The sequence below is a fragment of the Bradyrhizobium nitroreducens genome (assembly GCF_002776695.1).
Lineage (GTDB): Bacteria > Pseudomonadota > Alphaproteobacteria > Rhizobiales > Xanthobacteraceae > Bradyrhizobium > Bradyrhizobium nitroreducens.
In genome coordinates this window covers 893,278-906,697 of the sequence record NZ_LFJC01000003.1, presented here as the reverse complement: position 1 = coordinate 906,697, position 13,420 = coordinate 893,278, and the positions used below count along the sequence as shown (strand labels likewise).

The following is a 13,420-nucleotide window of genomic DNA, read 5'->3' as shown; positions in this document are numbered from 1 at the left end:
CGCTGTCGTCCCGGATCTGCGCGTGCTTGGAGCGCGCTTGTCCGGGACGACACCGAGTTTGCAGCAACAGCTGCGCTATTTCAGATGCGCCAGATAGTGCGAGACCGCCGTGATTTCCTCATCGCTCATGCGATAGGCGACATCGGCCATCGCAGCAACGCCGCCGCCGACGCGCTGACCCGCCTTGTAGTCGTGCAGCGCCTTGACCAGATATTCCTCACGTTGCCCGGCGAGCCGCGCCACGGCCTTGGTGCCGGCGAAGCTGTCCGTGTGGCATGAGGCGCAGCGGCGGCCGGCGGCAACTTGAGCCCCCTTTTTCGACAGGTCCGGATCCCCGTCTTCCGGTCCCTTCGGCGGCGTCATTTGCGAGAAATAGGCGCCGAAATTGCGGATGTCCTCGTTGGTGATCTCCTCGGCGATCGGTTTCATCTGGTCGTTCTTGCGCGAGCCGGCGCGGAAGAACACGAGCTGCCACTGAATGAATTGATCGGGCTGGCCGGCCAGCGAGGGAATGTTCTCGGTTTGCGAAATGCCGTTCTCGCCGTGACAGCCGGAGCAGACGGAGGCCTTCTCCTTAATCCCAGGATTATCGGCTGCCTGGGCTGGGACCAACGCGAGCGCCGCGAACAAAAGCGCGCCGACAACATACGAAGAATACTGGCGGCGCATGATTGATTCCTGATCTGGCAAGCGCGTCATTCGTCCCAAGAGGGCTCTGCGGTCCATAACCCCGATTTGCGGTTATGGGTTCCGGACTCACACTGACGCGCGATCCGGAACGACATCGACGTCAAAAGCAAAAGGCTGCGGCACCTTGCGGCCACCGCAGCCTCTCATCGTGTGCGTGCTACTTCTTGCTGTAGCTGATGCGATAGATCGCGCCGGCCCAGTCGTCAGCGACGAGGATCGAACCGTCCTTGGCGAGGATGATGTCGTCGGGACGGCCGAGATAGCCCTGGTCGCCCTCGATCCAGCCGGAGGCAAACACTTCCTGCTTGGGATTCTTGCCGTCAGGCCCGACGATCACGCGCATGATGCGGCCGCCCTGATACTTGTGGCGATTCCAGGAGCCGTGCTCGGCGATCAGGATGTTGTTCTTGTACTCGGCGGGGAACTGGTCGCCGGTATAGAACTTCATGCCGAGCGGAGCGACATGGGCACCGAGGTTCAGCACCGGCGGCGTGAACTCGGAGCATTTGTGGCCCATCGCGAACTTGTCATCGGGCAGATTGCCCTGGTGGCAGTAGGGATAGCCAAAATGCTCGCCGATCTTGTTGATCATGTTCAGCTTGTCGCTGGGCAGATCATCGCTGATCCAGTCGCGGGCATTCTCGGTGAACCAGTATTTTCCGGTGCGCGGATCGACGTCACCGCCGACCGAGTTGCGGACGCCGAGCGCGTAGATCTCGGCGTTGCCGGTCTTGGGATCGACGCGCCGGATCTGCGAGACACTGGTCGGGGGAATGCCGATGTTGAAGGGCGGTCCGAACGGAATGTAGAACCAGCCTTCCTTGTCGACCGCGATGTACTTCCAGCCATGCGCGGCATAGGACGGCATGTCGTCATAGACGACCTTGCCGTCACCGAGCTTGTCGAGATTGGCCTCCGCGTTGTCGTAGCGGATCAGCTTGTCGACGGCGATGACGTAAAGTGCGCCGTCCTTGAAGGCGAGACCGGTGGGCATGTTCAGGCCCTTGAGGACGGTCTTGACCTCCTTCTTTCCGTTGTTGTCCTTGATGGCATAGACGTTGCCGAGGCCGAATGAGCCGACGAACAGCGTGCCCTTGTCACCCCAGGCCATCTGCCGCGCGGCCAGCACACCCGAGGCATAGACCTCGATCTTGAAGCCCGGCGGCAGCTTGATCTTCTTGACGATGTTGGCGAGCTCGGCATCGGACGCGCCAGTCGGCGGACCCGACGGCGGCGCAAGACCCTTCTGCGCCTCGGTCTCATCGCCCAGGAACCAGTCATCCGGCGGATGGGTCCAGAACTCCTTGGTGCCGGATTCGTATTTCTTGAGCGGTTTGCTCTTGTCCTGCGCATTGCCAATGCTGGTACCCGCAAGAAGGGCCACGGCCGCAAGCGCCAACACGGATCGATGGAACATCGATGTCATCGCGTCACTCCCCTAAGGCAGCCGCCAGGGCTGCGATTTATTTTGTTTTGCTAGTCGAGAGGCGAAGTTTGGGATCTGCCGAGGGGCAGACTTAAAAAGGCTAGCACATCTGCGAGCGCTGAGAAGGGCATCGCGTGTGCTGCGGTTGCGCTCATTAAAAATTGAGACGGAGTGTCAATGAGCACGAACACCACGACGACAGCGCTCTCGCTGCAACGCGGAATCGGGCAGGCAGGGGCGTCAAACAAAAAATGCGAAAACAACCCCATGCACAGTAGAACGGCGCAGGTGCGCTGGTCGGGGGCCGACCCGACAGGCACTTGACTCGTCGAGCAAAACATCAATGGCGGCGCTTATCGGCGATCGGATAGGGCCCGTCGTCCAACACCACCTCATGATAGCCTTTCGAGCCGACCTCGCGCGCCAGCGCACTGCGAAAATCGCGGCCCTCGCGGAGGCAGCTCAGCGCATGCGTGAAGTCGAATTCCGGCCGCCAGCCCAACTCGCGCCGCGCGCGCTCGTTGACGTAGACGCGATCGATCTCGGAGAAGAGTTTCCAGCCGCGCGCCGCATAGAGCTCTGCGCACTCCGGATAGAGCTCGCGCACGACGCCGGCCGCATCGCGCGCAAGCGCCGCGAGGTGATGCTGCTCGAACGGGCTGGTGGCCGAGACGATGTAGCGGGCGAAGCCGATCTTTGGCGCGCGCTCGGCGGCGAGCAGGTGGGCGCCGACGGCATCTGCGATATCCAGCCGGCGATAGAGCAGCTCGTTGGCTTGCGCGTTGTCCAGCGTGTAAGCCGAGCGCATCGCGGGATCATCGTCGTCCTCGGGAAAGAAGCGCGAGGTCCGCAACACCACGACCGGCAGGGCACGCTCGCGGAACAACAGCTCGCATAGAGTTTCCGCCATCAGCTTGGTGGTGCCGTAGATGTTCTTCGGCACCGCCGACAGGTCCTCGGTAACCCACACAGCCGCCTGTCCGGCTCCGGCGCGGAGCTGGGAGCCGAACGCGCTGGTGGTGCTGGTGAAGACGAAGCTGCGGACGCCGGCGGCGACGGCTGCCTCGAGCAGGTTGAGCGTGCCGGTGACGTTGGTGTCGACGAAATCCTGCTTGGAGTGCGTTGCCACATGCGGCTTGTGCAGCGTCGCGGTGTGGATGACGGCGGTCACGCCGGTCATCCGAGCCCGCACGAAGTCGGGATCGACGATCGAGCCGACGGCGTCAGTGAAGGGCGAGGGCTTCAGGTCGAGTCCGCGCGCGGGTGAGCCGCGCCGGCGCAGGGTGCGGAGAATGGCTTCGCCGAGGTGGCCTGCGCTGCCGGTGACCAGGATTGTCATGGCAGACCGAATGAACCGGACAACGGGACCGCCACCCGCTTCTGGAGCGGTGATTGAGACTTGCTGTAAATCCAGCTGCGTTGGAGGCTCATATCCTTCACAGACCCGATTTTAAAGTGGTTACAGCAGCTTAGCGGCAAAACTTACCCGCAGCTCACTGGTCTTCCACCCATATCTAGTATTTTGTTAGACGGACTCACCCAGTCCTTGACGAGAAAATTCGACTCATCCAACTTCTTCTTGTTCGGCGCGAGTGTGTTTGAGTCCCGCCAAGCACTCCCCCAAAGGGTCCTGAATTTTTGCTCCTCAAAGCAGTGCGCTTTGCGAGCATTGGGCCTGTCGGGCGTGAGTGACACAGGCCCTCACACAGAGACCTAGGAGCAGTCCCGGCCATTCGTCGGGCTTGTCCTTAGGCTTCGGCTTCTGCGGCTGGTTGGCAATGATGCCAAGCTGTTCGTCGAAGCGCTTCTCGTCGTCGTCCGTCTGGGTCGCGGGCGGCTTGTTTGAACTTCTCAATCTGAGAAGATTTTCTAGTGGGCGATGCCATGCGAATCCCTGCGAAACCGGAAGAGATCGTCGAGGTTTATGCTGACGAAAGCAGCCAGAACAAGCACCGCTATTTGGTGCTGGGTGCCATTGTCGTCCATCTGCTCGACACTCCTGAGTTGATCGATGCCATAAAAAAAGCGCGCCTGCCGGAGTTACCCCAAGGGGAGGCAAAGTGGGCGAAAGTCTCAAAGGCTAAGCTGGCGGCCTATAGGCGAATGGTAGACGTCGTTTTCGACAATCAGCACAAATGGCATTTCCACTCGCTCTTCGTTGATACGACCCAGCAAGACCACAAAAAATTCAACGATGGCGATAGCGAGATCGGCTTCAACAAGGAGCTATACCAGCTCGCTAACAAAGTCCGCCAGCTCTATTCGAAAGCCTACTTTCATCTCTATCCCGACTACCGTGACACGAGAAGCCTGCCTGAAGATCTCCGTCAGATTCTCTGTCACGGTGCACGAAAGCGTGGCGATACGAGAGATTGGCCGGTCAGGCGTTGCCAGTTCCGAGATTCGAAAAGAACAATCCCCCTTCAAGTCTCTGACATTCTAATCGGCGCGATAGCGTATCAACTCAACGGTCACGACAAAGCTGCTGATGCCAACCCTGCAAAGGTGGAACTGGCAAAGTACATCATGAAGCGCGCGGGCATCGCCGACATCACGAAGGGCACGGCACGAGCCGCGAAATTCTCGGTCTGGCCACGCAAGCTGCGAAAATGAAAAGGGTGGTCCCTAGCCTCTAGACCGTATCCACGATCCCCACCTTTGGGTGGGTGCCACCGCCTAGGCGGTGGCGTCAGGCTAGGGAGTTGATTCGGAATATAGTCGCTCTGATTCACCTTGTGAATCATGGGGATATCTTTTTTCGAAACCTGATTTTCTTAAGCGTTTTTAAATCCATAGGCTGGGGGAAAGCCTGCGCAAATTTGCGCACCCTACCAAGGGAGAAACTGTTCCTCGTCGGTACAGTTGCTCTAGAGCAACCGAAATTGCCTCCATCTATGCCGCATTCGTTTTGCTGAAATGAGGCCCAATAGGGCAGCTGCTTGCCGGCAGCTCCTTGATCGCCGGCTCGGCACGGGCCTGATCGTCAACACCCAAAGCGACGCAATTGCTGCGCCGAAATCGAATTCTGCGAAATAGCGGTGCAGATGTCGGGGACTTCGGCTTTGCCACTTCGCGTAAATAGCCGCGCCGCGAAATCCCCGAATGGATCAGACTTCACGGACGGCTTTCGCGCAGGCAGCGCGCCTGAAGCGCACGGCCAGCACCCGGTCCACAATCATGGCGCGCGGGCGACCGATGATGGCGTTCTCGATGGGATCGAAATTCACGCCATTGCCGGAGACCGCAGCACGTAGACAAAGACATCGTTCGGAGTCACGGCGACCGCTACATTAAGTCAGAGATCGCTGTGGCCCGCAGGCCTGCGAAAATTCACCCAATTCCTGCCGCCCTTCGGTTGCTCGACGATTTCGTCGTAGGCCTTAGGCGGACGCTTTCCCCTTTTTGGGTTGGCTTGCTACCTGGCCAGATGATTCCGCTAAGGCCCAGACTGTTGCAAGCTTTTCTATGAGCGTCTCCTGCCGCTTAGCCAAATGCTCCGGGCTCCACTTTGCTGCTTGCAAGACGCCTTGGGTGAGAGGAAATGGCGAGGTACCGTCCTTAGACGCGAAATATTCGATCTTCTTCCGGTCAAAATCCCAATTCGAAGCGCGAGTGTTGATGCGGCGCGTCAAAAACACAAGGTTCGCGAGCCGATGGGTCCATTCTGTTCGTTGAGCTTCGTTGGGGAATAGCGTTGCCCATTCACTCTTTTCTGTCACCGTCTGAGGTAGCACGTGTTCAATTGAAACAAGTTCGTCATAGCTTGCCCCGCCGCCAGAGAGGGCTTCGTCAAGCCGTTGCAGAACAGGCTTGCAAACACGCGCTTTCTGATAGAGCGGGCCGGATAGTGCGTCCAGAAACTCTTTCTGCTCAGACGGGTCGAGTGCTAGCCCGGCCTTAGGCTTTTCTCTACCTGCTCGCGGGTCGAATTCGTCCATAACGGCGGAGCAGCGGGCAATTCGTGTATTGATATCCGCTCGAGTGACAAACAGATAATACGCCAGCCGCTCAAGCTCGATCAGAAATTTTGCTATCTCCGCTTGGTCACCTTTCGCGCGCTTCCAGAGGCGAAGCAGGACGGGAGGCAACCAATCTTTGTTGTCGATGCGATCGAGAGAGCGAACCGCTTTTGCCGCTTCATCGCCGAATTGCTTTTTTATCGCAGCGCCGTCACTAAGCAGCAGCATTGCGTCAGCAATCGGCTCAAGAGTGTCGGAAACAAACTTTTCAGCGTTGCCGTTGAAGGTGCTAACAAACTTTGGGAAACCCACTTCGAGGGCGATGCGGGGCTTATCGCGCTCAAACATCGTCCGAATGTGCCCAAACAGCTCGACCATGCGGTCTCTTCCGAGGGCTAACTCCGCAGTCTCCCACCGTTCGGCCAAATCTTTCTCGTGAATCGAACCCGCGCGCTCCAGAAGATTCGCTTTGAGAATATCCGTAGCGGTTAAATCAAGCCCGCGCGCATTCAAGACAGTGAATATGCGCCTTGCCGCTTCGGCAGTCGGCACCGCGACTACCACGAGATAACAGCGTTGGATTAGGTAAGCGATCAGCTTGTTGCGGCGATCTTCGTTCAATTTCGACAATTCGCCGCGCAGATGGATGGCGTTGCGCGCGATGTTCTGCTGGCTGCCTTCGAGAATATCTGGGTCGGGAAGAGCATTCGTCGCGTCAGGGTTTTGAACATATTTTTGGAAGAACGCCCGGTCCCGCTGGCGCAGGAGCAGACGAAAACGTTCTGCCGAGCCGCCGTCAGGGTTGGCTTTTTGATATACATAGACGCGCCTCGTTCCTCGAATCTCAGGATCAGTCGTGAGATCGCGAAGAATGCTTAGAATGATCGTCAGCGTCGTTAAACGCTGTTGGCCATCAACTACCCGAGACAAGGGCTTATGTGGCTCCTTGATGAGGACGATGCTACCGAGGAAATAGACATCATCGCCATTGTCCATTGCCTCAATAAAGTCTGTTAGCAGCTCTTGCGCTTGTTGCTCCTCCCAAGCGTAAGGCCGCTGGTAGGAAGGTATTTCAAATTCATAGTCGTCGCTAAAGATTTGGTTGAGTTTACTTTCGTGAGCTTCAATGAGGCTTAGCTGCTGTGGCATTCCATCCCCCGAACCGAAAATAGCTCGCGACCGATGAAACTATCGCATTGGTTGCATGCCGGGGAGGTGGAATTTAGTAGAGCGTCGATGGGAGGGCCGCTTCTGCAAAACAAGCCGAAGACAATCTAATTGTTGGGCACGCGGTCAAGCCTCCGCGTCGACACCTGCACTCGTCTTTGCCTCGATAGTCGCCGGGGAAAGGCGCTGTATAACTTGGGCTAAGCCCAATCCGAAAAACGAAGAGAAGACCGTGTGCGCGATCGCGGACTTGCTCTCTCGCCGGAGAAAAATTGGAGCGGGCGAAGGGGCTCGAACCCTCGACCCCGACCTTGGCAAGGTCGTGCTCTACCACTGAGCTACACCCGCATCCTGTGTCGGTCGCGTGACGCGCCGGCAACGGCTGTCGTATGCCAAAAGCGGGAAGGGAATGCAACAGCTACCGGCGGCATAGATGCGCAATCCGGGGCCCAATATGGAGCCCGAATGCGACCAAATCGCCCGGAATCGCCCCGGAACCGCCGAATCGGTCCCGATGGATTGAAATTCGGCCCATTCGGCCCAATTTAGGAGCCGACAGCGAAGCATAGGGAGCGGCGACGTGCTAAAGACCCGCCATTCCAGACATCAGACGAGGGGATGCCGTGACGATCATCGACCAGGGTAACGGAGCCGCAAACCCGGCAGCGGCCGATCTGATCAAGGACACCACCACCCAGACCTTCGTGAAGGACGTCATCGAGGAATCGAAGCGCCAGCCGGTGCTGATCGACTTCTGGGCGGAGTGGTGCGGCCCCTGCAAGCAGCTCACCCCCGTGCTGGAAAAGGCGGTCAGGGCCGCCAAGGGCAAGGTCAAGCTGGTCAAGATGAACATCGACCAGCACCCGGCGATCCCGGGCCAGATGGGCATCCAGTCGATTCCGGCCGTGATCGCCTTCGTCAACGGCCAGCCGGCCGATGGCTTCATGGGTGCGGTGCCGGAGAGCCAGCTCAACGCCTTCATCGAAAAGCTGACCAAGGGCGTGACCGCGCCGGGTGAACCGAATATCGCTGAAATCCTGCAAGAGGCCGAGGCCGTGCTGGCCGAGGGCGACGCTGCAGCCGCCGCGCAGATCTATGCGGAGGTGCTCCAGTACGATTCGACCAACATCGCCGCTCTTGCCGGGCTCGCAAAATGCTACACCGTCTCCGGCGCGATGGAGCAGGCCAAGCAGACGCTGGCCATGGTGCCGGAATCCAAGCGCAACGATCCCGTGGTGAAGGCGGTGCAGACCGCGATCGATCTCGCCGAGCAGGCCCAATCGCTCGGACCGGTCGCGGAGCTGGAACAGAAAGTCGCCGCAAACCCACTCGATCATCAGGCCCGATTCGACTTGGCGACCGCGCTCAACGCGCAAGGCGACCGCACTGCTGCCACCGCGCAGCTGCTCGAGATCGTCAAACGTGACCGCAAATGGAACGATGACGGCGCCCGCAAGCAGCTGGTGCAGTTCTTCGAGGCCTGGGGCAGCGCGGATGATGCAACCGTCGAGGGACGCAAGCGTTTGTCGACGATCCTGTTTTCGTAAGGCGAACTGGCAAGGCCAGGGGGGACCGGGGCAGATGCCGATCAACATCGAATATCGCGGGCCCGCCGACCTCCCGGAGATTATTCCGGTGTTTCCGCTGCCGGGCGCGCTGCTGCTGCCCCGCGGCCAGATGCCGCTGAACATCTTCGAGCCGCGCTACCTTGCGATGGTCGACGATTCTTTTCGCGACGGCCATCGCCTGATCGGCATGATCCAGCCCGACGTCGCGCACTCGCCGAAGGATTCCGACAGGCCGACGCTGTTCCGCGTCGGCTGCGTCGGCCGCATCACCCAGCTCGCCGAATCCGGCGACGGCCGCTATATCCTCGAGCTCACCGGCGTCTCGCGCTTCAAGGTGATTGAGGAGCTCGAGGTGCTCACCGCCTACCGGCAGTGCAAGGTGGATTTCTTCGCCTTCGCCAATGACTTCACCGCGCGCATGGGCGAGGACGAGGTCGACCGCGAGGCGCTGCTGTCCGTGCTGGCGGACTTTCTGAAGGCCAATAATCTCAAGGTCGACTGGGAAGGCGTCGAAAGCGCGCCCAACGAAGCGCTCGTCAACGCGCTGGCGATGATGTCGCCCTACGGCCCCGCGGAGAAGCAGGCCATGCTGGAAGCGCCTGATTTGAAGACTCGCGCCGAGATCCTGATCGCCGTGACAGAGATGGACCTCGCCAAGAAGCGTACCAGCGGCGATCCTCCGCTACAGTGAGGGCGCAAAGCCCGCCTCAAACTCCGTCATGCCCGGGCTTGTCCAAGCCATGACGAGGAGAGAGTGTCGAAACTCACGTCCCCGATGAATGCCCCCGAATGCGCTTGCGGCCGGTGATCATCGCGCGGATCAGGCTCTCGCGCTGGAGCAGCCCCATCAACAGCACGCCCAGCACATGCAGCACCACCAGGACGATGACCGCATCCGATGAATAGTGGTGGGTATCCTCGACCCACCACACGCCGAAGAAGGTGACGGTGACCGACATCGCGCCTGTGATCGCCGAGACGGTGAGCGAGGCCAGCAGCGCCACCAGCATCAACGTGCCGGCGGGATTGAGCCCGATATAGCGGCCGGTGATGCCGCGGCGCAGATTCCAGAGATAGCGCGGTGCCGCGCGGAGCCTGGCCCTGATCATGCGGAAGCGCGAATAGCGGCTTCCCCAAAAGCCCCAGACGAAGCGGAAAGCCAGAAGCCCCAGCACCGCATAGCCGACGACACGATGAAGCCGGTCATAGACCGTCGGAGTGAACCACGCGGCCAGAACGCAGGCCGCGAGAGCCCAGTGCCAGAGGCGCAGCGGGAGATCCCAAACTGCGACCGTCCGCGAAGCAGTTCGATCCGCGGGGGTCCTGTCGGATACCCCGCGCGCTTCTGGCATCGCTTCTTCAATCAAGCAAAGACCACCCTCAAGCCCCGCTTCGCGCAGATCACGCCGCGCCGTCTACGTCAGGCCCTACTTGGCGATCGTGTGCTTCAGGCTGAGATCCTCGGGGCTGTAGAACAGCTCGTAGAGCTTGCCTTCCTTGACGCCGTAGACTTCGTAGCACGAGCCTTCGATCTTGGAGCGCCGCACCTCGTAACCCAGCGCCTTGGCCTTGGCTTCGGCTTCACTCGCCGGCTTCCACGACGCCTTGTCGAGCTTGGTGCAGTCCTTGAAACCGTCGGCCATGGCCGCCGACCCCATGCCCATCGCGACCGTCAGTGCAATGGCAACAACACGAATGACCTTCACGAACCTCTCCTCCTTTGTCGTGCGCGCTACGCGAGCCGCGAAGCGGGACTGAAGGAAGCAAAGAGGGTGGTGAAGTCAATCGGTGACGGGCATGCTGCGCTTTAGATAAGTTCTATTGTTGAGATTAGAGTAGTTCTAACGTGACCGAAAATGTGAGCGCGCCCTGCGGCAAAGGCAGATTTGCGCCACTGCTGCGGCCTTACGCCTCACGGACGGATGCTCATCTAGTATCCGGCAACCGACATGACGACGACCGCACTGAGAGCCATCCAGCCGAAGTGCCGGCCGCGCGTGGCCCATGCGTTGGCGAGCGCGGAGAAACCGAACACGCAGGCCATCGTGGCAACGATCCAGTGACGCGCCAGCTCCGAGTGCATCCGGGGCACCACGATCAGAAGCACGCCACCGCCGATCCAGGCAATGGTCGAGGCCTGCCAGACCAGGCGGATCAGGGTGCGGAGCCGTTCCGGCTCGATGCGGGCGCGGGCGAACACCTTGGCTTCGCCAAGATAGCCGTGGATGAGGGCCACCACGATAGTCAGCACGCCGGCGCACTGGAGCAAGAGATCACGCATCGTTGTCTCCATACATGTGTGTATGGTGGCATAGGTGCTGGCCCGCGGCCTGTCAATACACTAGTGTATGGTCGGATCTGGGAACCGAAATGACCGAACAGCTTTCCGCCGACGACTGGATCAAGGAAGGGCTGAAGGCGCTGGCCGAGAGCGGCTTCACCGCGCTGAAGGCCGATCCGCTCGCCAGGGCCATGGGGGTGTCGCGTGGCAGCTTCTACTGGCATTTCGCCGATCTGGCCGCGTTTCATGCCGCCGTGCTGAAGCGCTGGCGCGAGATTGCGGCGGAGCAGATCATCGCCGACGTCGAGGCCGCCGACGGCGAGCCGCTGAAAGCACTGTTGCACAGGTCATTTGGCGCGCGCCTCGATCTCGAACGCGCGGTGCGCAGCTGGGCGGCCTTCGATGCGGCGGCACAAGGAACCGTGCGCGCCATCGACCGCCGCAGGCTCGATTACATCGAAGGGCTGCTGGGAAAGCTTGGGCTCGAGGCAGCAACGGCCCAGGCCCGCGCACAGATCCTTTATTGGACGTTTCTCGGGCATGTCCTGTCGGGCGCGCCGGTGCCGAAGGCGCGGCTGCAGGCCCTGCTCGACGAGATCTTCGCGATGATCTCTGCGTGAGCCCGCAATGGGCGGACGCGAATTTCTGTGCTAGAGGCAGCCGACCGCCGGAGACCCCGATGAACACGTCCACCGAACGACCCGAAAATACCGTCGATCCCAAGCTGCTGGAAATTCTGGTCTGCCCGCTGACCAAGGGCCCGCTGGAGTTCGATTCTGCAAAGCAGGAGTTGATCTCGCGCAGCGCCAAGCTGGCTTATCCGATCCGCGACGGCATTCCGATCATGTTGCCGGAAGAGGCGCGCAAGATCGATTGACCTCGTCTCCGAGTCTTCGCCAAACTCTTGCTGCGGCGTATGGGTCCCGGATCGGCGCGCGCTCAGGCGCGCTTGTACGGGACGACAGTGGAGGGTGTAGCGCCAGCGTCCCGCCTACAACGCCTCGCCCTTCAACAGCCTCGGCACTTCGCCCGTCAACCCTGCGGCCTGGCGGATGAAGAGGTTCTTCAGCGGCGGGGCGCGGTCGACGAGGCCGAGGCCGATGTCGCGCACGGTGCGCAGCAAGGTCGACTGGTTGGAGAACAGGAAGTTCAGCGAGTTGGTGGCCACACCCATCGCCATGGTGTCGAAGCGGCGCCAGCGCTGGTAGCGCTCGAGCACGTCGGCGCCGCCGAGATCCATGCCGAGCCGCGCCGCGTCGACGACGACCTCGGCCAGCGCAGCGACATCCTTCAGCCCCATGTTGAGGCCCTGCCCCGCGATGGGGTGGATGACATGGGCGGAATCGCCGACCAGTGCGAGACGCTCGGCGATGAAGGAGCGCGCGACGAAATAGGACAGCGGAAACGCGCGCGGCTTGTCGAGCGCCTTCACCTCGCCGAGATGCAGGCCGAAGCGCTGCTCGAGCTCGGCGTGGAATTCCTCATCGGGGAGCGCGATGATGCGCGCGGCCTCGGCGCGGCGCTCGGTCCACACCAGCGAGGAGCGCCTGCCCGAGAGCGGCAGGATCGCGAACGGGCCCGCCGGCAGAAAGTGTTCTTCGGCGCGGCCCTCGTGATCGCGCTCGTGACCGACGGTGACGACGATGCCGGACTGGTCATACTCCCAGCCATGGGTCGCGATGCCCGCCCGCTCGCGCAGCTTTGACCGCGCGCCATCGGCGGCGACCAAAAGACTTGCAGCGATCACGCTGCCGTCGCCGAGCGTCACGTCGATGCCTTCGGGGCGCGCGTCATAGGAGGCGACGGTGGTCGCACGCAAATCGATGCCCTCGGCCTCGGCGCGCGCCGTCAGCGCGTCGATCAGGCGGCGGTTCTCGACCATATGCGCAAACGGCTCGCCCGGCGCGACGTCGCCGGCGAAATTGAGGAACACCGGACGGGTGGCGTCTTCCAGCTTGGAGTCGGTGACGATCATGTCGAGGATCGGCTGTGCCTCGGCCCTGACGTCGTCCCAGGCGCCGATCGCCTCGAACAGGCGACGGCAGGCGGCCACGATCGCGGTGGCGCGGGGGTCACGGCTCGGCCGCGTGCCGAGCGCGGGATCGGCGACGATGACGGGGATCTCGGGCCCAAGCCCCTGGCGCAACGCCAAGGCCAATGCGAGGCCGGCAAACGCGCCGCCACCAATGACAATGCTACCCTGTACCGACATACCCAAATTCCCGGTCAATTCTCGGTCTTGCTAGCAGACTTGAGCTGGGCGAAACAGTGCGGTGAAACAAGGGCGGAACGGCCCAAATCCGTCATTCCGGGGCGCGCAACGCGCGAA

Annotated in this window: 13 protein-coding genes and 1 tRNA gene; 5 read left to right on the top strand and 9 right to left on the bottom strand. The window is 61.0% G+C overall.

Annotation, left to right across the window (positions count from 1 at the left end; translation table 11 throughout):
- Window positions 1-75 precede the first annotated feature (75 nt).
- From TSA1_RS04570 to TSA1_RS04560, 3 genes are all read right to left on the bottom strand, one after another.
- Window positions 76-669: a c-type cytochrome gene (locus tag TSA1_RS04570; RefSeq protein WP_100180965.1), complete on the bottom strand. Its 594-nt coding sequence runs from the start codon at window positions 667-669 to the stop codon at window positions 76-78.
- A 178-nt stretch (window positions 670-847) separates the two neighbouring features.
- Entirely contained in the window at window positions 848-2,116 is a 1,269-nt protein-coding gene (locus TSA1_RS04565; protein WP_100175307.1) for a PQQ-dependent sugar dehydrogenase, read from the bottom strand.
- 340 nt (window positions 2,117-2,456) lie between these two features.
- Window positions 2,457-3,455 carry an NAD-dependent epimerase/dehydratase family protein gene (locus TSA1_RS04560; protein WP_100175306.1) on the bottom strand — a complete coding sequence of 333 codons (999 nt, stop codon included), beginning with the start codon at window positions 3,453-3,455 and terminating at the stop codon, window positions 2,457-2,459.
- Window positions 3,456-3,988: 533 nt separating this feature from the next.
- Between TSA1_RS04560 and TSA1_RS04550 the strand changes: the two genes are divergently transcribed.
- Window positions 3,989-4,729: a DUF3800 domain-containing protein gene (locus tag TSA1_RS04550; RefSeq protein ID WP_145984263.1), complete on the top strand. Its 741-nt coding sequence runs from the start codon at window positions 3,989-3,991 to the stop codon at window positions 4,727-4,729.
- Between the two features lie 767 nt (window positions 4,730-5,496).
- Here the strand turns inward: TSA1_RS04550 and TSA1_RS04545 are convergent.
- Both TSA1_RS04545 and TSA1_RS04540 read right to left on the bottom strand, forming a co-directional pair.
- Window positions 5,497-7,224 (bottom strand): DUF262 domain-containing protein, encoded by a 1,728-nt coding sequence (locus tag TSA1_RS04545; RefSeq protein ID WP_100175303.1) that lies wholly within the window; start codon window positions 7,222-7,224, stop codon window positions 5,497-5,499.
- A gap of 291 nt (window positions 7,225-7,515) precedes the next feature.
- Window positions 7,516-7,590: transfer RNA gene (locus tag TSA1_RS04540), tRNA-Gly, on the bottom strand.
- A 275-nt stretch (window positions 7,591-7,865) separates the two neighbouring features.
- On the opposite strand from TSA1_RS04540, the gene trxA reads away from it, so the two are divergent.
- Together trxA and TSA1_RS04530 are read left to right on the top strand one after the other, a co-directional pair.
- The gene (trxA, locus tag TSA1_RS04535; RefSeq protein ID WP_174718754.1) at window positions 7,866-8,789 is read left to right on the top strand and encodes a thioredoxin; all 924 of its coding nucleotides are present in this window, start codon (window positions 7,866-7,868) and stop codon (window positions 8,787-8,789) included.
- Window positions 8,790-8,823: 34 nt separating this feature from the next.
- Window positions 8,824-9,501, top strand: coding sequence for an LON peptidase substrate-binding domain-containing protein (locus tag TSA1_RS04530; protein ID WP_100175301.1), 678 nt, complete (start codon window positions 8,824-8,826; stop codon window positions 9,499-9,501).
- A gap of 73 nt (window positions 9,502-9,574) precedes the next feature.
- Here TSA1_RS04530 and TSA1_RS04525 read toward each other — a convergent pair whose 3' ends face one another.
- The 3 genes from TSA1_RS04525 to TSA1_RS04515 all read right to left on the bottom strand — a co-directional run bounded on the left by TSA1_RS04525 (window position 9,575) and on the right by TSA1_RS04515 (window position 11,091).
- Window positions 9,575-10,177, bottom strand: coding sequence for a cytochrome b/b6 domain-containing protein (locus TSA1_RS04525; RefSeq protein ID WP_174718753.1), 603 nt, complete (start codon window positions 10,175-10,177; stop codon window positions 9,575-9,577).
- 60 nt (window positions 10,178-10,237) lie between these two features.
- Complete coding sequence (locus TSA1_RS04520; protein WP_100175299.1) at window positions 10,238-10,516, bottom strand: PepSY domain-containing protein; 279 nt, start codon at window positions 10,514-10,516, stop codon at window positions 10,238-10,240.
- Window positions 10,517-10,740: 224 nt separating this feature from the next.
- Complete coding sequence (locus TSA1_RS04515; RefSeq protein ID WP_100180964.1) at window positions 10,741-11,091, bottom strand: hypothetical protein; 351 nt, start codon at window positions 11,089-11,091, stop codon at window positions 10,741-10,743.
- A gap of 89 nt (window positions 11,092-11,180) precedes the next feature.
- Between TSA1_RS04515 and TSA1_RS04510 the strand changes: the two genes are divergently transcribed.
- Both TSA1_RS04510 and TSA1_RS04505 read left to right on the top strand, forming a co-directional pair.
- Window positions 11,181-11,711: a TetR/AcrR family transcriptional regulator gene (locus TSA1_RS04510; RefSeq protein WP_100175298.1), complete on the top strand. Its 531-nt coding sequence runs from the start codon at window positions 11,181-11,183 to the stop codon at window positions 11,709-11,711.
- A gap of 59 nt (window positions 11,712-11,770) precedes the next feature.
- The gene (locus TSA1_RS04505; protein WP_100175297.1) at window positions 11,771-11,968 is read left to right on the top strand and encodes a Trm112 family protein; all 198 of its coding nucleotides are present in this window, start codon (window positions 11,771-11,773) and stop codon (window positions 11,966-11,968) included.
- Window positions 11,969-12,082: 114 nt separating this feature from the next.
- Here TSA1_RS04505 and TSA1_RS04500 read toward each other — a convergent pair whose 3' ends face one another.
- Window positions 12,083-13,303: a ubiquinone biosynthesis hydroxylase gene (locus TSA1_RS04500; protein ID WP_100175296.1), complete on the bottom strand. Its 1,221-nt coding sequence runs from the start codon at window positions 13,301-13,303 to the stop codon at window positions 12,083-12,085.
- Between the last annotated feature and the right edge of the window lie 117 nt (window positions 13,304-13,420).